General features: G+C 71.4%; 22 protein-coding genes and 2 pseudogenes. 13 read left to right on the forward strand and 11 right to left on the reverse strand.

Features of this window, described 5'->3' with window-relative positions:
- Positions 1–387, reverse strand: coding sequence for a hypothetical protein (locus H0H10_RS09675; protein ID WP_188180453.1), 387 nt, complete (start codon positions 385–387; stop codon positions 1–3).
- A 68-nt stretch (positions 388–455) separates the two neighbouring features.
- On the opposite strand from H0H10_RS09675, the gene H0H10_RS09680 reads away from it, so the two are divergent.
- Complete coding sequence (locus tag H0H10_RS09680; protein ID WP_188180454.1) at positions 456–4,889, forward strand: CHAT domain-containing protein; 4,434 nt, start codon at positions 456–458, stop codon at positions 4,887–4,889.
- Positions 4,890–4,936: 47 nt separating this feature from the next.
- On the opposite strand, the gene H0H10_RS09685 is transcribed toward H0H10_RS09680, so the two are convergent.
- Positions 4,937–5,623: a hypothetical protein gene (locus H0H10_RS09685; RefSeq protein ID WP_188180455.1), complete on the reverse strand. Its 687-nt coding sequence runs from the start codon at positions 5,621–5,623 to the stop codon at positions 4,937–4,939.
- A gap of 355 nt (positions 5,624–5,978) precedes the next feature.
- On the opposite strand from H0H10_RS09685, the gene H0H10_RS09690 reads away from it, so the two are divergent.
- Together H0H10_RS09690 and H0H10_RS09695 are read left to right on the forward strand one after the other, a co-directional pair.
- Positions 5,979–6,716 (forward strand): hypothetical protein, encoded by a 738-nt coding sequence (locus H0H10_RS09690; protein ID WP_223179634.1) that lies wholly within the window; start codon positions 5,979–5,981, stop codon positions 6,714–6,716.
- Positions 6,713–7,192, forward strand: coding sequence for a J domain-containing protein (locus H0H10_RS09695; protein WP_188180456.1), 480 nt, complete (start codon positions 6,713–6,715; stop codon positions 7,190–7,192). Before H0H10_RS09690 ends, H0H10_RS09695 begins: the two co-directional genes overlap by 4 nt.
- 14 nt (positions 7,193–7,206) lie before the next feature.
- Here H0H10_RS09695 and H0H10_RS09700 read toward each other — a convergent pair whose 3' ends face one another.
- The 3 genes from H0H10_RS09700 to H0H10_RS09710 are packed head-to-tail and all read right to left on the reverse strand — an operon-like array spanning position 7,207 to position 10,249.
- On the reverse strand, positions 7,207–9,297 hold the full coding sequence (locus H0H10_RS09700; protein WP_188180457.1) for a M48 family metalloprotease: 2,091 nt from the start codon (positions 9,295–9,297) through the stop codon (positions 7,207–7,209).
- Positions 9,294–10,031 (reverse strand): RNA polymerase sigma factor, encoded by a 738-nt coding sequence (locus H0H10_RS09705; protein WP_188180458.1) that lies wholly within the window; start codon positions 10,029–10,031, stop codon positions 9,294–9,296. The genes H0H10_RS09700 and H0H10_RS09705 overlap by 4 nt, the downstream gene beginning before the upstream one ends.
- Positions 10,028–10,249, reverse strand: coding sequence for a hypothetical protein (locus tag H0H10_RS09710; RefSeq protein ID WP_188180459.1), 222 nt, complete (start codon positions 10,247–10,249; stop codon positions 10,028–10,030). The genes H0H10_RS09705 and H0H10_RS09710 overlap by 4 nt, the downstream gene beginning before the upstream one ends.
- 103 nt (positions 10,250–10,352) lie before the next feature.
- Between H0H10_RS09710 and H0H10_RS09715 the strand changes: the two genes are divergently transcribed.
- Both H0H10_RS09715 and H0H10_RS09720 read left to right on the forward strand, forming a co-directional pair.
- Positions 10,353–10,829: a hypothetical protein gene (locus H0H10_RS09715; protein ID WP_188180460.1), complete on the forward strand. Its 477-nt coding sequence runs from the start codon at positions 10,353–10,355 to the stop codon at positions 10,827–10,829.
- A 163-nt stretch (positions 10,830–10,992) separates the two neighbouring features.
- Entirely contained in the window at positions 10,993–11,529 is a 537-nt protein-coding gene (locus H0H10_RS09720; RefSeq protein WP_188180461.1) for a hypothetical protein, read from the forward strand.
- Positions 11,530–11,848: 319 nt separating this feature from the next.
- Here the strand turns inward: H0H10_RS09720 and H0H10_RS09725 are convergent, their stop codons facing one another.
- A complete protein-coding gene (locus H0H10_RS09725; protein ID WP_188180462.1) occupies positions 11,849–12,139 on the reverse strand; it encodes a hypothetical protein in 291 nt (96 codons plus the stop codon).
- Between the two features lie 342 nt (positions 12,140–12,481).
- Between H0H10_RS09725 and H0H10_RS09730 the strand changes: the two genes are divergently transcribed.
- The 6 genes and pseudogenes from H0H10_RS09730 to H0H10_RS39775 all read left to right on the forward strand — a co-directional run.
- Positions 12,482–12,946: a helix-turn-helix domain-containing protein gene (locus tag H0H10_RS09730; RefSeq protein ID WP_188180472.1), complete on the forward strand. Its 465-nt coding sequence runs from the start codon at positions 12,482–12,484 to the stop codon at positions 12,944–12,946.
- Between the two features lies 1 nt (position 12,947).
- Complete coding sequence (locus H0H10_RS39765) at positions 12,948–13,208, forward strand: hypothetical protein (RefSeq protein ID WP_223179635.1); 261 nt, start codon at positions 12,948–12,950, stop codon at positions 13,206–13,208.
- A 1-nt stretch (position 13,209) separates the two neighbouring features.
- The gene (locus H0H10_RS39770; protein ID WP_223179636.1) at positions 13,210–13,530 is read left to right on the forward strand and encodes a VapC50 family PIN domain-containing toxin; all 321 of its coding nucleotides are present in this window, start codon (positions 13,210–13,212) and stop codon (positions 13,528–13,530) included.
- Between the two features lie 161 nt (positions 13,531–13,691).
- The gene (locus tag H0H10_RS09740; RefSeq protein ID WP_188180463.1) at positions 13,692–13,841 is read left to right on the forward strand and encodes a hypothetical protein; all 150 of its coding nucleotides are present in this window, start codon (positions 13,692–13,694) and stop codon (positions 13,839–13,841) included.
- Between the two features lie 266 nt (positions 13,842–14,107).
- Positions 14,108–14,869, forward strand: a complete 762-nt coding sequence (locus H0H10_RS09745; RefSeq protein ID WP_188180464.1) for an SMI1/KNR4 family protein — start codon at positions 14,108–14,110, stop codon at positions 14,867–14,869.
- 466 nt (positions 14,870–15,335) lie between these two features.
- Positions 15,336–15,585: pseudogene (locus H0H10_RS39775) on the forward strand (tyrosine-type recombinase/integrase); the annotation flags it as partial.
- Between the two features lie 327 nt (positions 15,586–15,912).
- Here the strand turns inward: H0H10_RS39775 and H0H10_RS09750 are convergent.
- The gene (locus tag H0H10_RS09750; RefSeq protein ID WP_153547088.1) at positions 15,913–16,263 is read right to left on the reverse strand and encodes a MerR family transcriptional regulator; all 351 of its coding nucleotides are present in this window, start codon (positions 16,261–16,263) and stop codon (positions 15,913–15,915) included.
- 560 nt (positions 16,264–16,823) lie between these two features.
- Here H0H10_RS09750 and H0H10_RS41200 point away from each other — a divergent pair.
- Positions 16,824–17,054, forward strand: a pseudogene (locus H0H10_RS41200) (hypothetical protein); the annotation flags it as partial.
- Positions 17,055–17,177: 123 nt separating this feature from the next.
- Here H0H10_RS41200 and H0H10_RS09755 read toward each other — a convergent pair.
- The 4 genes from H0H10_RS09755 to H0H10_RS09770 form a co-directional block, all read right to left on the reverse strand.
- A complete protein-coding gene (locus H0H10_RS09755) occupies positions 17,178–17,498 on the reverse strand; it encodes an SCO5918 family protein (protein WP_188180465.1) in 321 nt (106 codons plus the stop codon).
- A gap of 61 nt (positions 17,499–17,559) precedes the next feature.
- Positions 17,560–17,865, reverse strand: coding sequence for a CBS domain-containing protein (locus H0H10_RS09760; protein ID WP_188180473.1), 306 nt, complete (start codon positions 17,863–17,865; stop codon positions 17,560–17,562).
- Positions 17,866–17,994: 129 nt separating this feature from the next.
- Positions 17,995–19,485 (reverse strand): DEAD/DEAH box helicase, encoded by a 1,491-nt coding sequence (locus tag H0H10_RS09765; protein WP_188180466.1) that lies wholly within the window; start codon positions 19,483–19,485, stop codon positions 17,995–17,997.
- Between the two features lie 180 nt (positions 19,486–19,665).
- Positions 19,666–19,869: a cold-shock protein gene (locus H0H10_RS09770; RefSeq protein WP_028799214.1), complete on the reverse strand. Its 204-nt coding sequence runs from the start codon at positions 19,867–19,869 to the stop codon at positions 19,666–19,668.
- Between the two features lie 862 nt (positions 19,870–20,731).
- Here H0H10_RS09770 and H0H10_RS09775 point away from each other — a divergent pair.
- Positions 20,732–21,373 carry a hypothetical protein gene (locus H0H10_RS09775; RefSeq protein ID WP_188180467.1) on the forward strand — a complete coding sequence of 214 codons (642 nt, stop codon included), beginning with the start codon at positions 20,732–20,734 and terminating at the stop codon, positions 21,371–21,373.
- Positions 21,374–21,445 lie beyond the last annotated feature (72 nt).

The following is a 21,445-nucleotide window of genomic DNA, read 5'->3' on the forward strand; positions in this document are numbered from 1 at the left end:
TCAGCCGTCCACGAGGCGCATCGGACCGCCGCCCAGGGCGCAGACCGGGGTCGGCGCCGAGGCACCGTCCCGCAGTTCGACCCGGGCACAGCGGCGCGTGGGGCAGACCCAGCCGGCCGACTGCGGCGTGGGCCCGCCCGGCCAGTCGCCCACGCCCATGGTGGCGGGCAGGCCGAGCCCGTTCGGGACGCCGGCCGATTCGACCGCGTCGTGCAGGGCGCGTACGGCGTCCCGCCACTCGGCGCCCGCCGGGTCCGCGTCCCGTACGACCGGGAAGGCCGACTCCCAGACTGCCGGAGCGATCAGCGGGCGCAGCTCCTCGATGTTGCGGCACAGGTATTCCACGGCGTCCTCGTACACCCTGCGCGCCTTCGCCCCGTCCCCCACGGCGGCCTCCCTGGAAGTCCCCTGGAACCCCTGATTCCTGACAGGCAGTCAGACTAATGTAGAGAGCAATGTCCGAGCTTCGGGAACGAGTGGTCGCACGCCTCGTCACGGCTCAGAACGCCCGCGATCCCGCGGCCCTGCGCGACGAGAACGCGGTGGCCGACGCGCTGGCCCTGCTGCGGGAGGCCGCGCCCTCGCCCGACGGGCAGGTCGACCTGGACTCGGTCGCCGCCGTCTTCTGGACCTTCTGGTTCCGTCACCAGGGCACCGAGGATCCCGACGCGGCGCAGAACCTGATGGTCGTGTTCGGCACGTTCGGCTTCCTGTGCCCGCGGGTGCCCGAGGAGGCCCGCCTGCCCGACGTCCTCAAGGAGGGATTCGACCCCGCCGATCCGTCCCACGAGGCACGGTTCGCCCACCTGATGAGCTCGGCGTACGCCGACGCCGTGGCCGGCGGGCCGCAGCAGGAGAGGGCGGCCGCGCTCGACGCCGCGCTCGCCTGGTCGGACACCTCCTTCGAGTACGTCCGGCCCGACGACCACGTGGGATTCGTGGAGCTGGCCGTCCACGCCCACGAACTCCACCTGGCCCGCTTCCGGATGGCGGCCGACCCGGACGCGCTGGCCGCCGCCGCCCGGTACGGGAGGGCGGTGTGCACGCGCCTGGCGACCGCCGGACCGGACCTGTTCGATCCCGACGCGGCGCGCACCGTCGCCGCGGCCGCCCTGCGCACGGTCGTGGACGCCGCACGGCTGCTCGGCACGCCCCGGCTCCCCCTCGTCGAGCGGCTGGCCGCGGCCGCACCACAGGGCGCGCTCACCCCGGAGACCGCCGAGGGGCTGCGCCTCCTGCGGCTGCTGGACGCCCAGCCCCTCGCCTGGCCCGGCGCGCGCGACCTGCACGTCGGCGCGGTCATCGCCGATGCGGGCATCGCCGAGCACGACGCGGGCCGCATCGCCTGCGCCGTACGACGCCTGCGCGCGGCCCTGGCCGGCACTCCCGCCGGTCATCCCGCACGCCCCCAGGTCACCGCCGCGCTCGGGCAGGCGCTCGCGGCCTTCGCGAGGGAGCGCGACGACGAGGCCGCGGCCCTGGAAGCGATGGAACTTCTCGACTCCGTCGGGGCGTTGGACGACGAGCTCCGCGACACGCTCGCCGTCTACCGGGAGCTGGAGGAACTGAGCGAGAGCGACGACCCGGCCGACCTGGAACGGCTCCAGCCGCTGTTCCGGCGCTTCGCCGAACGGATCCGGGAGCACTCCGCGCGCGACGGCGACCCGGCCGACATCGACGTCGAAGTCATCGGCCTGTCCGCCGGGTTCGATCCCGACGACTCCGCCGACGAGCGGATCGCCCGCTACCGCACCGCCCTCGCCGCCCTCCCCGCCGACCGTCCGCACCGCCACGCCTACGTTGCCGTACTGGCCGCGCTCACCGGGCTGCGGGCGCAGGCCCTGCGCGGTACCGCACCCGCCCGCGCGGACCTGTTCGCGGCCGAGTCCCGCGAACTGACCGAGGAGGCGGCGGCCGCCGCCCCGGACGGCTTCCTGGCGCCGGACCTGCTGCGGCGGGGCCTGTTCGAGGCCGCGCTGCCCGTCGCCGTCATGGCGGTCACCGCGGGGGGCGGGGAGGGCGCGGGCGGTCCGGACGACGAGGAGATGCGCGCGATGGTGGAGCGGCTGACCCGCCTGGACGACGTCCGCCTCGACGGCCCCGAAACCCTCGACGCCGACATCGAGACCGTCCGGGAGCTCTTCGACGGCCTGGACGAGGACGACACCACCGTGCGTCCCTACCTCGCCGCCGTGCTCGGCGGCGCCCTGTCCGCCCGCTCCGCCGATCGCGCCGACCTCGCCTCGCTCACGGAGATCGTCGAGCTGCTGCGCTACGCCCGCTCCCACGCCGACGACCTGCCGGCCGACATCCACCGGATGCTCGCCGGCGCGCTCACCGTCCTGTCGACCGTCAACTTCGACGCGGAGAGCGCGCGCGAGGCGGCGGCCCTGCTCGCCTCGGCGGCGGGCGCACCCGGCGTGCCGGCGGCCGAGGGGGAACCCCGGCCCGGCGATCCGGCGCTGTCCGAGACGGAGAACGCCATCCTGTCGGCCCGTACGGAACTCCACGTCGCCCTGCAGAACTACCTCTTCGGCCACGAACCGGCCCAGCTGGAGCGCGCCCGGCGGATCGCCCGCAGGATGCGGGATCTCGCACGCGCCGCGCCCCCGGGGGACGGCCTCCCCTGGTACGACCTGATGGGCGACGCCTACGTCGACCTCGTGGAGACCGTGGGACCGGGCGGCGGCCCCCGCCCCGACCTCGGCGACGCGGTGGTCGACCAGTGCCGGGCGACCCTCGCCCGGTGCGCGGCCGGGCACCCGATGCGGCCCATGGTCGTGATGACGCTCGCCCGGGCGCTCGCGCAGCGTGCCCTCGCGCTCCGCGCCACCGACCCGGAGCGGGCCGGGGGCCTGCTGGCCGAGGCGGAGGAGCTGAGCCGCGTCCTGTCGGAGGAGATGCCGGGCGGGTCCTCGGTCGACGTGGGCGCCATGATGCGCACGTTCCTCGACCTCATCGGCCGGGGTCGTCTCCCGGAGGCCACCACCGCCCCGGGCGCCCCGCCTCCCCCGGGTACGCCCGACGCCCAAGAGGGCTTCCTCGCCTCCGTCCTCGCGTCCCTCCAGGCGCGCCTCACCGGCGTCGCGGACCCCGGTGCGTGGCGGGACCCCGCCGTCCCGGTGTGGGCGCGGGCGCACGGCGAGATCGGCGCCGCGGCCGGTGCGCTGGGCCGGGAGCGGCCCCGGGTCGACCTGGCCCTGGACCATCTCGAAGCGGGCGTCGAGGCCATGGCGGGCATCACCGACCGAGGCAGCGACCAGGCGTCCGCCGAGCACGGGCTGTCGACGTTCGAGGGGGACATCCGGTCGATCGTCGAGCTGGTCCTCGCCCACCTCATCGGCCGCGAGCTCGCCGCCCGGCTGCCCGCCCGGCTGGCGGCCCTGGGACAGGCGCTGCGCGCGGCCGCGGCGGGGCAGGGCCCGCCGGAACCCGGCGCCCTGGAAGAGATGGTGTCCGAACTCGGCGCGCTGGAGCGCACGGTCGAAGGCCCCGACGTCGACCGTGCCGCCGTACTGCTGGAGCGCGGCCGCGGTCTGCTGCTGGCCCGGCGGATCGAGGCCCGCGCCGACACCGGCGACCTGCGCGCGGCGCACCCCGCGCTGGCGGCCGAGTTCGAGCGGCTGACCGAACAGCTCGAAGCGCGGCCCGAGACGTCCGCCGCCGGGGACGCCGAGTGGGCCCGGCTCGCCGGTCTGCGCGCGTCCAACGAACTCGACGCACTCGTGCGGCGCATCCGCACGCGGCCCGGCTTCGAAGGCTTCCTGCGCCCCCTCGCCGCTGAGGATCTGCGCGCCCTCGCGGCCGACGGCCCTGTCGTGGTCCTCAATCACGGCCGGCGCTTCTGCCACGCCCTCGTCGTCACGCACCGGTCGATCAGCGCGCTGCCCCTGGACGCCGGGGCCGACGAGGTCGCCGACACGGCGCGGCGGCTGCGTGACGCGGTCGACGCCATCAATGCGCAGGGCACGTCGAGGCCGTCCCCGCTCCAGCTCGTCGCCGCCGGCCACACGGTCCGCGAGACGCTGGCGTGGACGTGGCACAAGATCGTGCGCCCGGTGCTGGAGCCGGCCGGGGCGGCGGACCCCGTCCCCCGCGGCGGCGAGTGGCCGCGCGTCTGGTGGGTCCCCACCGGGGCCTTCAGCAGCCTGCCGCTGCACGCGGCCCAGTGCACGGCGCCCGACTGCGCGCTCGGCCGCTGCGGCGCCGCCCTCGACACCGTGGTGTCGTCGTACGTGCCGGGCCTGCAGACCCTGGCGTACGCCCGTGCCCGCGCCCGGCAGCGCTCCGTGGCCGGCCATGGCGGCGCGCCCGGCCACGGCGGCGCCCTGCTGGTCGCCGCGCCCGAGGACGACCTCCCGGGCGTCGCGGCGGCCGCCGCCCATGCCGCCGAACTCCTCGGTGCGCAGGAGCCGTTGGTCGGCCAGGCGGCCACCCGGGAGGCCGTGCTCGCCGCGCTGCACGTCGCCTCGTGGGCCCACTTCGGCTGCCACGCGGCCACCGACCCGACGGAGCCGTCCGGTGCCCTGCTGCACCTGCCCAGCGGCGAGCAGGTGTCGGTCCTGGAGATCTGCCGGGCCCGCCCGCGCTCGGCGCAGCTCGCCTTCCTCGCGGCCTGCGGCACCGCGCGCACCGCCGAACGGCTCACGGACGAGGCCATCCACATCACCAGCTCGTTCCTGCTGGCCGGCTTCCCCACCGCCGTCGGCACCCTGTGGACGATCGACAGCACCCATGCAGACCACATGACCCGCGACTTCTACCGCCGTGCGACGGCCGCCGACGCCGCCGGCAGCGCCCACGCCCTGCACGACACGGTCCGCCAGCTGCGCCGCCGCATCCCCGACCGCCCGCACATCTGGGCGGCGTACGTCCACGCGGGGGCGTAGCGGGCGCCCCGCCCGCACCACGAACCCGGGCGCGGCCGGGCGCTCGGTCAGCGCGTCTCGCCGCGCATCCGCTTGGCGGCCCGCCCCAGCAGGGTCATGGCTCCCAGGCAGATCACGGTGACCGTGCCACCGACGGCGAGGGCCATGGGCTCGGCGTCCTTGATGCCGTTGCCCAGGATCAGTGCACCCACCGCCATGATCACGGAGTACAGGGCGCGGCCCACCTTGGCGCCGGCCGGGATCCCCCGGAGCAGCTGCGGGACGGTGCTCGCCGCCGCCAGGCCGAGGGCGGCCGGGAGGGCGGCGCCGAGGAGCAGGGCGCCGAAGCCGGCGGAGTTGCCGTAGGCGCCCCATCCGACGCCCTTGACGAGCAGCCAGCCGGCGGCGCCCAGGGACAGCACGACGAGCAGGCCGTTGACGTAGGCGGCCAGCGTGGCGGCCTTGCGCGCGCTCGGCAGATGCACGGCCGGGGAACGCCAGGCGTCCGGCGTGATCTGCCGCAACTGGCGGCGCAGGGCGGCCGACTTCAGGAACCCGGTGACGCCGACGGCCAGCAGGGCGAGGCCCGCGAGGGCGGCGAGGAAACCGGAGGGCTGCTCGGTGATGCCGTGGTGGAGTCCGCCGGAGGTGAGCGGGATGCCCAGCACGAAGCCGACGGCGAGCATCTTGCTGCTCGACTGGATCTTGATGACCAGCGCACGCTGATCCATGGTGAGGCCGGGATCGACCACCATGCGCGCATCACCGACCTGCTGCGGCGGCACCGGCTGCTGGTACTGCTGCGGGTGGGGCTGGTACGGCTGGTGGGGCTGGTACGGCTGCTGAGGGTGCGGTGCCTGCGGCGGGTACGGTCCTTGCGGCGCGTACGGTCCCTGCTGAGGGTAGGGATTTTGCCCGCCTGGCTGCTGACCTGGGTACATGCGTGTCTCCCCCGAAACTGCGTGCTGTCGGCCCGCGAGTCTGCCATACGCGGGCGATCCCCGAGCCGGTGATCGATCGACCCGACGGGAGTTCTCCGCTCTTCCTCGGCGGACGTGGTGCCGCGACAATGGGGGCCGGTGTCGGCGGAACCGCTCCGGGAGGCCCCGTATGACGTCGCAGCCCGTGCCCAGGCCGAAGCCCGGCCGGGCCGGGGCGGTTGATCGCCGGTCCGGCCCGCTGCCCGTACCGCGCCCGGCCGCGGGCGCACAGGCCCCCGTTCACGACGCGGCGACGCTCGGGTTCGTCGACCTGCCCGGCCGGGACCACTGGTGGCGCCTGCTCGGTGAAGGGGTCCGCGACCGGATCGTCGCCAGGGTCGGCCCGGTCGTCGAGTGGTGGGCGTACTGCCACCGTACGGACAGCGAGCGCCCCTACGCGGTGGTCTTCGGCGAGCGGGGTCTCGCCGTGACCAAGCCGACCGTCAACGACCGTGGCGGGCCCGCCCAGTTGCTCACGGTCGTGCCGTTCGTGCCGTCCTCGTTACGGCATGCGGTGGTCGTGCAGAAGCCGAGGCGGTTCTCGCCCGGCCGTGCCGCGCTGCCGCCCGGCGACCTGCCGGAGCGGGACGCCGAGGAGCTGCCGCTTCCGGCGCGCCTGCGCGGATTCCTCGGCAACCTGCCCGCGGAGGCGCAGTCCCGGCTGCAGTGGCCGTTCGTCAACGGTGACGTGTTCGACCGCGGGGACCACTTCTACTTCGGCGACGACGACGAACTGGACGTCTGGTGCTACCTGGCCGGGCGCCGGTGGGTGACGTTCGTGTCGGGGCACGGCACGGGACTGTCCGGGCCCGCGCACCGCGCATCGTGGCGGCTGATCTGCCGTCAGGCCGAGGTGGCGGCGCGGTGATCCCGGCGGACGAACCCGACTTCTACGCGGTGCTCGGCGTACCGGCCGATGCCACCAGGGCCGAGATCGTGCGTGCGTTCCGCCGTCAGGCGTTCGCCCTCCACCCCGACCGGGGCGGCGACGCGGACGACTTCCGGGCCCTGCACCGGGCCTACGAGACGCTGGCCGACCCGGTGGGACGCGGCGCGTACGACCGCCGCCGCCGGACGGCGTCACCGCCGTCACCGCCGTCGCAGCCCGGCGCGCACAGGCCGCCCGGCGAGCCGCAGCCGGCGCCGGCCGACCCCTTCGCGTGGACGCCCGGCGCCGGTCCGCGCACGGACACCCGCTCGGGCCACGCCCGCGACCACGGGATGTACGCCGTTCCGTTCCCGGCACACGACCCGGGCTGTTCGTGGCGGCGGGCCGACCGGTTCGCCTGGTGGGTGCCCGCCGACGAGCCGCGCCCGAAGCGCCGCCGGCGCCGGCGCCGCTGACCCGTCCTTCCCGGTCATCCGCAGCCCGCTCCACGGCCCCCGGAGCCCTGCCAGGGCGCCGGTACCAGCAGCTTCTGCCCTGCCACGAGACGGGTTCCCGCTCCCATGCCGTTGAGCTCCTGCAGCTCCTCGACGGTGGTGCCGTACCGGCAGGCGATGCCGGAGAGCGTGTCACCGGGCGCCACGTCGTGGACGAGGTGGACGGGGATGACGGGTGTCGGGAGCGGGATCAGCCGGGTGAGGCCCGGAGTGGGCAGTGGCGCGGTGAAGCCGGGTACCGGCAGCGGATCGGTGAAACGCGGTTCCGGCGGGTACTGCGTGCCCTGCGGGTACTGCGGGTCCGGTGGGTACCGGGGGAAGGTCGGCGTGGGAAGCACCAGCCCGTAGGACGGCGGATAGGGCTGAGAGGAGTCCGACCCCACCAGGGCGATGCCCCACACCACCGCCGTCGCGACCAGCGCGCCCATGGTCACCTTGGCGACCTTCCGCTGCCGCCGGAGCTCCTCGACGACCAGGTCCGGCGCGCGCCCGGTGGCCCGTGCGGCCGTCGTCCGTCCGGCCGGTGCCGCCACCGTACGCAGGGCCAGCACGACCGGCGCCTCGACGTCCAGGCCGAGCCGCGCCAGTTCGGCACGCAGCGCGGCCACTCCCGCGCGGTCGCGCACGGCATCCGCGACGAGATCCTCCAGGCGTCCGCCCGGGTCCTGCGGGCAGTCCAGCAGGTAGCCCCGGGTCCAGCTGAGCACCCAGCGCGCCCGGCCGGCGCCGGCCAGCGCCTGCCCGGTCACCGCGTACAGGGCTTCGGCGAGCTGCTCCTCGGGCTCGGGCGCATCGGTGAGCCGGCGCACCAGCTCCGCCTGCTCCCCCCGTTCCAGCAGGCCGAGGACGGTGCCGAGCGTGGGCCGCGCGGTCACGCCGGTGCCGCGTGCCGCCTCCAGCAGGAGGCTCGCGAGCTCGATCGCGAACGCCTCGGCGGCCAGATCGGCCCACGTGGCCCGGGGCAGCGCGGTCGCCGGGCTCCCGGCCTCGGCGAGCAGCCTGCGCTGCACCCGCGCCGCCGGCGTCCGGTCGGGGAGCAGCGGGCCCTCCTCGGCGGCGACGCCGGGTTCCCCGGCGCGCCGGGCCTCGATCAGGGCCAGCCGCCGGGCCAGCGGCGGGTGGGAGTCCAGCGGGGACCGGCCGGCCTCCACCGGGTGCTCGCGCAGCTCGGCCATCCGCTCCCGGACGAGCGGGTCGTCCACCATGGCGGCGAACGCCTCGAAGATGTCCTCGGGCACGAACCCGAGACGCTGCACCGGCCGGAGGTACCGGCCCACGAACCCGGCCCAGGTGATGCCGAGCGCGTGGACGGCGCGCAGTGCCTCGCCGGTCACCGCCGGACCGACCGCGGCGACCGCCTCCGCGTCGGCCTCCAGTTCCTGGTGCCGGCGCACCGCGAGCGACAGGCGCAGGTACAGCCACGCGTAGCAGCCGATCACCGCCTGGAACAGCCAGGCGTATCCGGGCACGGCCTGGTCCGACCGTGCGGTCATCCTGAGCCGGAACAGGGTGGAGCGCAGCGACGCCGCCCCCCGGTGGGTGATCGCGCCGAACCGGGTGTGCCGGCCCGCGTAGTGGCCGAGCTCGTGGCAGAGCACGGCCCGCAGCTCCATGGGCTTCAGCCACAGCAGCAGGGGCACGCCCAGGTGCATGGTCCGTTCCCCGACGGCGAAGCCGAGCAGCCGCGCCTCCTCCGACACCGACGCGTTGGCCTCCGGCGTCAGGTAGATCCGGCTCGGCGGCCGGGTGCGCATCCCCCGGGCCAGGTCCTCGACCAGCCGCCACAGGCCGGGCGCCTCGTCGCGGTGGACGAGAACCGCGCCGGGCGGATGCTGCTCGGCGCGGCTCACCGTGACGATGCCGTAGAGGAGCGCGAAGGCCGCCGGGATGCTGCCGCCGATCACGAGCGACCAGTTGCCCGCCCGCGTCGGTGCTTCGACCATCAGCCACAGCATCGCCACGACCAGTGCCGTGTCGGCGGCGAGCAGAGCGAACGCCACGACGTAGAACCCGGCGAGCAGTCCCACGGCGAACAGCCCGCGTAACCACCCCAGGACAGCGGTCACCGTCTCTCCTCCAGCCGGCGGGCCACGGCGGCCCGCGCCCGGTCGAGCGCCGCCGGGTCCGCCACGACGGCCGCCCGGAGCCATGCCTCGGCGTGGCGCAGGGCGGTGACGACGGGATCGGCACCGAGGCCGAGCCGGCCCACGTCGATCCGGCTCGCGTCGATCCGGCTCGCGTCGGTCCGGCCCGCACCGGCCGGTTCCGCTCCGCCCATGAACGGGTCACGACCGGACGTCTCGTCCGCGGCCATGTCCAGCGCCTCCCTCAGCGTCTGGCGCGCCTTGGACACGTTCGCGGCGACACCGCCACGCGTCATCCGCAGCGCCTTGGCGACCTCTTTCTGGGACCAGCCGTGCAGGCAGAACAACACCATGGTGGCCCGCTGCCGTGGCGGCAAGGCCGCGAGCAGCCGCAGCACCTCGCGTGCCTCGGCGGTCTGCTCCGGGCCGGCCTGGACCGGCACCGGCACGTCGGGCAGCCGGTCCTGGCCCGTTCTGCGCCTGCGGTGCGTCTTCCACAGCCGCTGCACCGCGACCCGGTACACCCACGCCTCGGGCAGTTCGTACCCGGCGATGCGGTCCCAGGCCCGGTAGGCCTCGACGAACGCCTCCTGGACCGCGTCCTCGGCGTCCTCGCGACTGCCGCACACCATGATCGCCTGCGCCAGGAGGCGCGGGTACGCTCCGGAGAAGAACGTCTCGAAGTCACGCGACCGCACGGCCGCTTCCGCGCTCACCGCCGCTCCGCCCCGTCGCCCGCCGACGAACGCGCGGTCACCATGTCGCCGTCGGCACGCGTCACCTCGACCACGCCGCCGGGCCCGGCCGCCCGCACCACCGTGGCCAGCGCATGCGCCCACGCGCGCTCTCGTGCCGGCCGCATCCACAACGCCGCCAGCGCATACACGAGCCGGGCCCCCACCAGCACCACGACCAACACCACAGGGTCGACCATCTCCAGCGTCCCTCCTCGGGCTCACAGCAGTGACACCCTGATACAGCCACCGGTGCCCAAGGGGTTTACCCACGACGGGAATTGCGTGCCTCACGATTGCTGCATGCAATGGATCACCTTGATCAGCACCATGGTCGGCGCGGCGATCGCCACGGGATCCGCCATGCTTCTGGACCGCCAACGGTGGAGACGAGAGCGCCTCGACCGCGAAACGCAGGCGCGTCGCGCCCTGTACGGGGAGTACCTGGCCGGCCTGTCCGAGGCCCGTCACGCCTGCGGCAACGTGGCCCGGGACCCGGACATGGACCTCTCGACGCGCCGGACCACGGCCCGCGAGGCGTTCGGGCCGTGCATCGGCCTGAGGTACCAGATGACCATCAGCGCGCCCAGCCGTGTCGTGGAGGCCTCGGAGGACGCCTTCCGCCGCCTGCGTGACCTCCGTGACCGCGTGATGGAGGGCGTCTCGGCCTCTGAGCCCGCGTACCTGGAAGGGCGCCGACGTTACGACGACGCCCTCGCCCTGCTGCGGGCACGCATGAGAGAAGACCTGCGCATCGGCGAGGACGGCACCGCTCCCTGAGCCAGCAGGCCCCCGGTAGGGGTACGGCCGCCGGCCCACGAGTTGAACGTGTTCAAATCCCGCGCCGGCATGACGGCCGTAGTAGCCAAGCGGCTGAACCAATGGCCCCAAGGCCCATGGCCCATGACCCCTTGGCGCTGTGTCTTCTCGAGGAGGGAAAGCCGTGTCGCCATACTCATCCGGCCTTGTCAGACGGCGGCGTGCGGCGTTCGGCGTTTGCCTGCTCACCCTCGCCCTCGCGCTCGCGGGATGCGGTCCGCACCTGCACGACGACGTACCCGCACTGCACGACGCGAAGCGGGAGGAAATACTGGGGTCATGGATCGGCTACGACCGGACGAACGTCGTCTTCCGGCCTGACGGGAAGGCCGACATCCGCCTCCTGGACGGACAGGAGTGGGACTTCGACGACAGGTGGCGCCTGTCGGGCCGCGGAACCTGGAAGCTGACCGACCAGCGGGCCGGATGGAACGACGGACAGCACGTCCAGCTCACTCTCACCTCACGCACCGAGGCGGCGGCTCGTGCGCCGGAGCCGGACGAGCCGGTCGCCCCGTCGGCGGGCCGCCCCCAGGCCCCCAAGAGCTACACATGGACGTTCGAGCTGCAGCGCGACGACAAGGAAGCGCTGAGGCTCTACTTCTTCTCCGGCGACCCGGACTCGCGCAGCACATACGTCTTGGAGAAGGAGGGACCATAGTCCGGTAGCGTCGGGACGCTCAAAGCGGTTTCTCCGGCGACGGCAGGCGGTGATGATGGGCGCGGCGTACATTGCCGTAGCCCGGCCTCGTCGCTGCGGACGGGCGGGGTGCCCACTGGAGGGGCCTCCGCGGTCATGGGGGTTTCGGTGGCCCAGGTGACGGGGTTGAGGCCTGCGGAAAAGACCAGTTGGACCTCGAGTTGTTCGGTGGGCAGGCGGACCGCTCGCTGGAACCAGTGGCCCCGCGTGGGGCTCTCCGAGGACTTGTCTCCGCGGTGCCGCTAGGGATGGCGGCCGGCATACGGAAGCACAGTCAGGCTTACGGCTGGCTCTCCTGATCGCTTGGTCGCACCTCCCGGTGATGCGCCGCCGCGGACCATTGGTGTCCGAGCGCCCGGATGCGCATGCCGGCGGCGTGCACACCGGCCGTACAGCGATAGCCGCGATCGGACCGCTGCACCACGCCGATCCGGTTCCAATCCAAGAAGTCGAGGGCCTCCTCCACTTCGTCCTCCCCGACGCGGTAGCCGCGGCTTCGGAGCTCGCGACGAATGAAGGTGAGATCGAGCCAGCCTCCCTCTTCAAGGGGGTCTTCGGCTTCCGTGTTCAAGAGATCGACGATCGCCTACTCGACCTGACTGCGAACCTCCTGCGCCTGCCAGTACTCGCTGAGGGCCTCTCGGCGCTGGGCCCCACGCAGTGGCTCCCTGCGCTAGGAGCTAGCTGTACGGACTCGCCACCGGGGACCGCCGCTACGTGGGCGATGAGCTTCAGTGGGTGTCCGCTTGAGTCGCGGGAGAGTGCGGCCGATCGCGGTTTGAGGCAGCTTCGATGGTCTGTGCCGGCCCGCCCACCAGCACAGACGGTTCCTCCGTTCGGGGATCGTTACCGCAGTCAGGTTGCGCTTGCTTCGTTGGTTGCGAATAATTCGAATACAACAGTGGAGGACGTCATGGGGACTGCAACAGGCAAGAAGCTCGAACCAGGCGTAGTCGACGCAGGTGATGCGCAGCGAGCGCTGCGGCGGATCAACGACTACCTCTCACGCACTTCTCAGGGTGATGAAGACATCCAGGTACACCTGGAGACCGGAGGCGGCGACGAAGCGCTTGTTCTGCCGCGGCCTGTGGCGGAGATGTTCGCCTCGATGCTGGCAGCCCTGGCCAATGGCCAAGGCGTTCAGATCATGCCGGTCGACGCTGAGCTCACAACCCAGCAGGCTGCCGACATGCTGAACGTGTCCCGCCCATACTTGATCGGTCTCCTCGAGTCTGGCGAGATCCCCTTCAGGCTCGTGGGTCGTCACCGCCGTATTCGCTTCGCTGATCTGCGTCAGTACCTGCGTGAGGACGACGCGAAGCGCAAGGGGGCAGCCGACGAACTGATGGAACTGGATCAGGAGCTGGGACTGCTCTGACATGGCATTTGTCGTGATCTATGACGCATGCGTGTTATACCCCAACACGCTGCGGGACCTGCTGATCCATGTCAGCCAGAGAGGCTTCGTCCGCGCTAGATGGACAGAGGCGATCCTGGATGAGGTGGATCGGAACGTCGCACGGGACTACAACATCGCTCCCGAAACCCTGGCGCGCCGGAGGTCCCTGATGAACCTGGCGGTGCGTGACTGTTTGGTCACGGGCTTTGAGCCCCCTCATCGAGGGGCTCAAGCTGCCTGACATGGATGACAGGCATGTGCTGGCCGCAGCCATCCAGGCGGGCGCCCAAGTGATCGTTACGAACAATCGTAAGGACTTCCCGCCCGACTATCTCGCCAACTGGGGCATTGAACGCAAGTCCGCTGACGAGTTCATGATGGATCTCATAGGGCTGGACGATCGTGTCGTGTACGCCTGGGTGCAAGAGATCGCGACCTCCCGACGGCGCCCGCCGCAGACGTTCGATGACGTGCTGGGCCAGCTGGAGAGGTCGGGACTGACTGAGTCTGTGGCCGCCCTGAGGCATGGACCGGGAGCTGTGAGCTCGCCCAGCGCCTACTAACCGATCGTCTCGGAATGCCCTCCTGCGGAGACGCTGGCGGCCCCAAGGAACAATCCCTTCAGCTACAGGCGCGATTGACGAGGCCATGAGGGTGGCGATCCTTTCGCTTGAGCGACTCGCAGGACTTGACCTGGGCCCTTACGGCCCTGCGGAGAGAAGGCATGCATCTCACGGACATGACCCGCGAGTTGCATCTCCAGTCGGCCGACCTCAGTGACCTTGTCTTCGACTTGGTCGTCACCACGCAGGCGGGAGAGGGGCGACATCGCGTCGGCATGGCCGACCGGTCCCACCTGTCGATCGTTCGGTGAGCCGCGCAAGCGGAGGCCCGGCCGGCTGACTTGGCAGGGCCTCCGGGGTCGTTGGCCTGCACTTAGGGCACACAGGGGCAACGCCGCCCCCGAATTGGACTAAGGGCTCGTAACAAGATCTTGGAAGCCGTCATCGAGGGATGGCAATCGTCGGTTCCATGCTGGCCGCTCCGGTGAGCTGCCGACCGGTCCTGAAGCGTGGCTTTCCCTGGGTGGCCCGATGGTCTCTTGGTGGTACGGCTCGGGCTTTCGGTACCTTGCGTGGCATGAGTGGCAGCTTCGACGCGGCCGAGGCTCTGGGCGGCGGGATTTCCGATCGGGAGCGGGCCTGGGCGTTCATCCGCAGCTTTGCTGGTGCTTGGGGTGATCCGTTGACCGAGGGCGACGGAACGCCCGGAGTGGAACTGTCACGGGCGGAGGCGATTCTCGGCTGCTCGCTGCCGACTGCGCTGCACGAGTTCTATACGCTCGCCGGAGCCCGGCTCGACCTGGTTGCCAACCAGGACCCCCTGCTGCCGCCTAACGAGATGTTCATGCATGACGAGTGCGGCGGTGTCCTCGTATTCCGCAGCGAGAACCAGGGTTGCGCCTTCTGGGGCGTACGCCTTACCGACCTTGACCAAGACGATCCTCCGGTGCTCGTTCAGGCGCAGCACGGCTGGGTGCCGTTCATGGACCCGGTATCCCTGGCCTGCGTCGAGCTCGTACTGAGCGAGGCGCTGTTCGCCGGCGGGGGACGGCTGTACAACGCGTGTGAGCTGTCGGCAGACCTGCTTGATGCGGTGCCTGAACACTTTCAGCGGATACAACTGCCGGACTACCCGATGTGGACCGGTCCGGAAGAGTTTCCCGTGCGTTGGTTCTCTGCCCCCGGCAGGCTGCTGCGCCAAGACGGCGTGGGCGTCCACAGCTGGCTTCACGTCCGGGGCCGGACACGCGCCGATTTGGATGCGATCTGCGAGATCGTTGGTGGACGGTGGTCCCTCGGATACACCGAGTCGCTCAGCTCCGAACTGCCGCCCTTCTGATCTGCTGCTGCGGACCTTCTTGAGACGTCTCCAGCAGATGAGACCGCAGGCGAGTGAGACCGGAGTGTCGTGTAGATCGAGACGGCGCTCCCAGCGTACGGCGAGGCGTTTGAAGTGGTGCAGGAGCGAGAAGGTCTGCTCGACGACATAGCGGAGCTTGCCCAGCCCCTTGATGTTGCGGGCGCCCTTGCGGGAGATCACCGGCAGATGCGGCGCCTGCGCGGAGGGCCCGGCTTTCCCACAACAGGTGGGATGCCGTCGGCCAGGGCCAGGGCCAGAGTCTGCGTGACGTCGTTGACGTTGGCCGCAGTGGTGAGGGCCTTGAACGGGGGTGCCTCTGCCGTCGCAGATCAGATGGTGCAAATCGAGCACACGAACGGACAGAGAGCGGCCAGTAAAGTCGTGGAGCCGACCGGCCTCAGCCGCAGAGGGTTTCCTACCGCATGCACGCAGCGCGCCGCAGAGGCGGCGCGCGCCGGCGCCGTACGTGGGCCTACGGCCCGATGCGGGTGCTCGCGTCGTCATCCACCCGGCCTTCCTCCGGAAGGAGGTGAGGTGACACCTCGACTGGTTCGCCGAGAAGAGCCCGGACGGCTTCCGCTTCTACGACCTCCGCCACACTGGTCACGCTGTCGACCCGCTCGGGCGCCACTCTCCGGGACACGATGGTGCGCGCCGGCCAGTCCTCCGAGAAGGCGGCGCTGATCTATCAGCACTTCGGCGGGATGCGGTACACCTGCGCCGTTGCACGGGCCTGTTGGTACCGCTGGCGGCCCTGGTTGTCCGCTCTTGTGGGCCCGCTGTGGGTGGGCACGGCGGAAGGCCGCCGGCCGAAGCGCTCGCGTGAACGGGCTACGCGCTCGGCGCCGCTGTCTCCGTCGACCGGTCTGGCCACCCCCGGCCAGTGCACAGCCCTTCCGGCGGGGGCGCCACCCGGGGTGAGGGCGGCGTCGATTCGGCAGCAGCGGACCGGCGACACTTTCCGGGCCGTGCTCTCCTTCGGCCACAGGACGGCGTTCCGGATACGGCACGCGCCCGCGTGTTCAGGCGGAGCCGGAGCCGGAACTGCCCGCCGATTGGCTGGCCGCGCGGCGGTACTCGGCGTTGATGCGCTGCGCTTCCTCAAGCTGGTCCTCGAGGATGACGATGCGGCACGCGGCCTCGATCGGGGTCCCCTTGTCGACGAGCTCGCGGGCGCGCGCGGCGATCCGCAGCTGGTAGCGGGAGTACCGGCGATGTCCTCCCTCCGAGCGGAGCGGAGTGATCAGACGAGCCTCACCGATGGCTCGGAGGAAGGCCGGGGTGGTGCCGAGCATCTCGGCGGCCCGGCCCATCGTGTACGCGGGGTAGTCGTCGTCGTCCAGTCGATCATTCAGAGGGTTGTCCGATGTCATGTCACCTCGCTGTGTAACGCGTCGAGGGGCCCTGGCGCCGTACGGCACCAGGGCCCCGAAGGAAATTGAACACCATCTGTCGGCCCTACTGCTGTGCCGACCTTCTGTTTTCCGCTACCCGGCCCGGCAGGGCGGAGCGGGGGATCGCAGCTGCGTGACCGGGGACCACCATCCAATCCGGGGTCTTGCGGTACCCGGGCCGAGTGGCTCTCGGGCCGGGCGATCCTGATGGCGTCTGCTCCTCCGTTCCTCTCGATCCAGCCACTGAGTAAACCTGTACTGCTGTTGGCAGCTCCTCGACGTGTGAGCCGCCCAGTGCGGCTCTCAGCCCCGTCACCGTTCTGGGAACACTCTGGCTTCGAGGCTTGAGAGCCACACTGACCTGCGTACTTCTATTCAGCCACCCGCCAGTTCGTGTCTGGCGGGTCTCGTTCGACCGGTGTCTACGAGAAGAAGCGTACCCATGCCAGTAACGAAAATCTACTCCAGCAAGAGGAGATTTCACTCTTCTGGAGGAGGAAGAACCCTGCGGCGATCGGCCCTCAGCGGTTGGCGAAGGCGCGGAGGTCCTGAAGGACTCGGACCGTCTGGGCCCGTTCTCGGACGTCTTCGCCCGCGCTCCGCGAGGGAACCGGCCCGGTCGCGGCGAGGGGCCCACGCATCTGCACTTTCATCTCGCCCGGATCCTGCAGGGCAGCCTCGGGATCCCGGAGACGGGCGGCATGTACCGAGTTGCGATCAAGGACGTCAGCGCATGGACCGTAGGAGATCTCATCCACTTCGACCGGTGAGACGCTTTCTCCGCCCGGTTGCCCGGCCGGCGGTTTCCGAGCGGACGGAGACACAGCGGTGGGGGCCCTGCCGACGCGCGTCGGCAGGGCCCCCACCGGGATTCTGAGGTCGCCCGCCCGTCCTCACACGGCCATGGGACCGGTGCCGCCGAGCAGTGCGGACGCGGTTTGGACGGCAGTCGGTCCACCCACGGCCACGGGCGCGCCCTCGGGGCGGTCGTGGCAGGTGAAGCCGAGACGCGTCATGGCCCGCACGACTTCACCGGCGGTGAAGTCACGGGGGTCCTGTCGTGTGATGACCTGGCCCACCTGCTTGACCGGGTAGCGGCGGCGGCCGATGGTCACGGACGCACCCGTGACGAGCTCGGGCCTGACGCCCTTCATGGAGGCCAGCACCCCGTTCCTGGTCAGGTCGAACGGGTACCGGGCGATGACACAGCGCATGATGCCTCACAGGAGAGAAGTCGTGGGGAGAAGGAGAACGGGCCGCCCGGGGCGGGACGGATCAGCGCGAGAGGGCGAGTACGCCCGGAACCCGGCCGTACTCGCCGACGCCGGGCGAGGGCAGTGGTCCGTCGCGGACGTCCCGCAGACGGATCCGGTCCGTGTACGCGGAACTGTTCCGGACAACGGCGAGCCGGACCCGGGTGACCAAGCCTGTGCTCTCGTCGTCCCCGTCGCACACGGTCAGGTACTCGACCCGGGCACCCGCCATGACGGCCAGAGCCACCTCGACGGTCATGTCGTCACATACCCGAGGGCCGTGCCCTTCGATCTCCTCGACCGCGGTCACGGGAGCGGGGTCCGGCATACGGTACTGCGTCCGCGCTGGCGTCACGGGTGTCTCCTTCGGTAGGGGATGGTCGGCTTGGCGGCCCTTGCGGCCCCGGAGACCGCGGCGGCTTTCGGGAGGCCGAGGGACGCCGGGGACTGTGCCGGCCTAAGCAGCCGAGTCCGTCCCGGGCAGGCACTGTGCCCGTCGGCGCGCCCCCGCGCCGACGGGTCGGCCCTGGCCGGTGCGGTTCCTGCGGTCCCGGGACGGTGCAGAGGCGCGGCGGGTGCGTTCCACGACGGGCGCGGTGATGATCACAGGGACCCCGGAGGGCGCCTGGGCGCCTGTGATGCGGCTCAGCTCCGCCTCGCCCGAGCGGACCGGGGTGATGTGCGGGGTGATGCCGGCCGAAGCCATCAGCCGGGTCATGCCGCGGCGCTGGGCGGGAGTCACCAGGGTGACGACGCTGCCGGACTCCCCGGCGCGGGCCGTACGGCCGCCACGGTGGAGATAGTCCTTGTGGTCGCTGGGCGGATCCACGTTGACGACCAGGTCGACGCTGTCGACGTGGATGCCGCGGGCCGCGACGTTGGTGGCCACCAGGACGGTGACGTGCCCGTCCTTGAACTGCGCCAGGGTCCGGGTGCGCTGCGGCTGGGACCGGCCACCGTGCAGGGCCGCGGCGCGGACACCGCTGTTCAGCAGGTGCTTCGTCAGCCGGTCCACGGCGTGCTTGGTGTCCAGGAACATGATGACCCGGCCGTCACGGGCCGCGATCTCGGTGGTCGTGCGGTGCTTGTCCGCGTCGTGCACGTGGAGTACGTGGTGCTCCATCGTGGTGACGGCACCGGCCGACGGGTCGACGGAGTGAACCACTGGGTCGGTCAGGTAGCGGCGGACCAGCAGGTCGACGTTGCGGTCCAGGGTGGCCGAGAACAACATCCGCTGGCCCTCGGGCCGCACCTGGTCGAGCAGGGCGGTGACCTGGGGCATGAAGCCCATGTCTGTCATCTGGTCGGCCTCGTCGAGCACCGTGATGCCGACGTCGACGAGCCGGCAGTCGCCCCGGTCGATGAGGTCCTTGAGCCGACCGGGCGTCGCGACGACCACCTCCGCGCCGGTACGCAGCGCACCGGCCTGCCTGCCGATGGACACTCCACCGACGACAGTGGCGAGCCGCAGGCTCACGGAGCGGGCGTAGGGAGCGAGCGCGTCGGTGACCTGCTGGGCCAGCTCACGGGTGGGGACGAGGATCAGCGCCAGTGGCCGGCGCGGCTCGGCGCGCCGGCCTGCCGTGCGGGCGAGGACCGCCAGGCCGAAGGCGAGGGTCTTGCCCGACCCGGTGCGACCGCGGCCGAGCACGTCGCGGCCGGCCAGGGAGTTCGGCAGGGTGGCCGCCTGGATCGGGAACGGTACGGTCACGCCTTCGTGGCCGAGCGTGGTCAGCAACGGCGCCGGCATGGCGAGATCGGCGAATGCCTCGACAGCGGGCAACGCCGGCGTGACCGTCTTCGGCGGCGCGAACTCGCCCCCCACGGGCTGTCGGTTTCCGTGACCGGCGGAGTGGCGCGGAACGCCTGAGCGGCCCGCGGCGGCGCTTCCTCCGAAGCGGTCGTACGTGCGTTTGGCGCGTGTGCGAGTGGTACGTGTGCGGTTCATGCGGAACCTTCCTCGATGCGGGCACGTATCAAGGAATTTCCGCAGCAGAATGAGCGGCGCAGAGAATCGCGAGAACGGGCCGAAAAATGCCGGGGAAAATCACCCTGGGAGTGAAGCCGGCTGGGGCCCGCACCCCAAGGTGCGGGCCCCAGCTGCGAAATATGCGTCAGTGCCGGTGCGTCAGGCGGGAACGATGTTCTCGGCCGTCGGGCCCTTCTGGCCCTGTGCGATGTCGAACGACACCTTCTGGCCTTCCAGCAGCTCGCGGAAGCCCTGGGTGGCGATGTTCGAGTAGTGGGCGAAGACGTCGGCGCCGCCGCCGTCCTGCTCGATGAAGCCGAAGCCCTTTTCCGCGTTGAACCACTTCACGGTGCCAGTAGCCACGTTGTTTCTCCTTCGGGGGCGGTGTCAGGAATACGCCTTGTGCGCATTCCGTGTCGCCGTGATGATCGGCCGTCGGAAAAACCTTCTGGCAACCACACCTGCAACTGATGGCGACAGTAGCACGGTGCGATCGGCCTTGCACGGTCGATAATTCCGTTCCGCCGGGCGGTCGAGGAATACTCGCCGTACCCCGCACCTATTTCTTGTTTCACGGGAACAGATATTGCTCTCCGCGGGCGCGGCCTCCCTGCCGTGCACTTCCGCCCGCAGTCCTGTGACCTCGCTCGACGGGACATGTGCCGCTGCCACCGTCGTCAGCGGATGGCACAACGGCGAACGCGCCCGAGACCCCCCTACCGCAATAAAGGTCACATCTCCCGGGAGTGACGTGCGAGGACGAGGCGAGGCGCGTGTTCGCGGCGTCGGCGAGGCAGGCACGGACGTGTCGTCCGGCCCGCGCCCTCGCTCCAGCCCTCGTCGAGCCGCAGCCGTCCGTCCTGTGCCCGGGATGACCGCAAGCTTCTCCTCACGCCAAAGCTCCAGGTCACCGGCCCGCCACTCGAGTTGCCATGACCTGGGGGCACACCGACCATGTAAGAGTGTTCCGCGTCGAGCACCATGGGCCTCCGGGCCGCGGTGTGCTTCGGAAGGGGCGCTGCCGCGTAAGCGCGCAGGCTTCTGGCCCGTGTTCGACGCCGGCCGGGGCCGGAGGGCGGCAATTCTCGCGCCACGGCCCCGTCCGGCTTTCTGCCGTGCGCAGCCGGACGCAGGAGGCCCCTGGTCCCACGGCGGCATCACCGAGCAGCCCGTAGGCACCCCGGGAAGTCGCGCGGGACGGGCGAACACGGAGAAGGCCGAAAACATGGCGAAACTGGACATCGCAAACACCAACCGCGCGGTCGTGGAGCTGCTGGAGATCACGGAAAATCCGCGGCACCGGTTCATGCTCCAGGCGTACTACCGCCATCGTTACCTGGAGATCGCCGGGCGCTACGAGGAGATTTTCGCGCCCGGCATGATGGTGGAGGATCCCGTCTACCATTTCCACGCCCTCGGCATCAGCACCCGTCTGGAGGGGCAGGACGCGATCAAGAACCTGTACCGGACCTGGTCCGAGACGGGCGAGTGCGTGATGTACACCGACGACGAGGAAGTCGCCGTCAGTGACCACATGATCGCCTCAAAGATGACCGGCTACCAGTTCAAGCCGGGCCACGTTCTGGCGGCTGCCGGAATCGACGTCGACGACCACGACGCGATGTACATCTACAAGGCCTCCGAGGAGATGGTCTGGCCCTACGACGACCGCTGCCGGCTCGTCGGCGAGGACGTCTGGGAGGTCGACCCCGATCGAGCCGAGATCATCAAGCTCGACCCCGCGGACGTCATCACCCCGCAGGAAGCCCGCCAGATCCTCGATCCCTTCATCAGGCCGCTGCCGGCGTTCGACGAGACGGCCATGCGTCCCGCCCGCCCTCAGCGTTCCCGGATCGTCGCAGGCTGACGCCCCGGCGCCTCGCCCGGCAGGAGGCGCACAGTCCGCGGCGCCGGCCGGGTCACCCCCGAAGCAGCGAAC

Source organism: Streptomyces griseicoloratus (assembly GCF_014534645.1).
In the GTDB taxonomy this organism is placed as follows: Bacteria; Actinomycetota; Actinomycetes; order Streptomycetales; family Streptomycetaceae; genus Streptomyces; species Streptomyces griseicoloratus.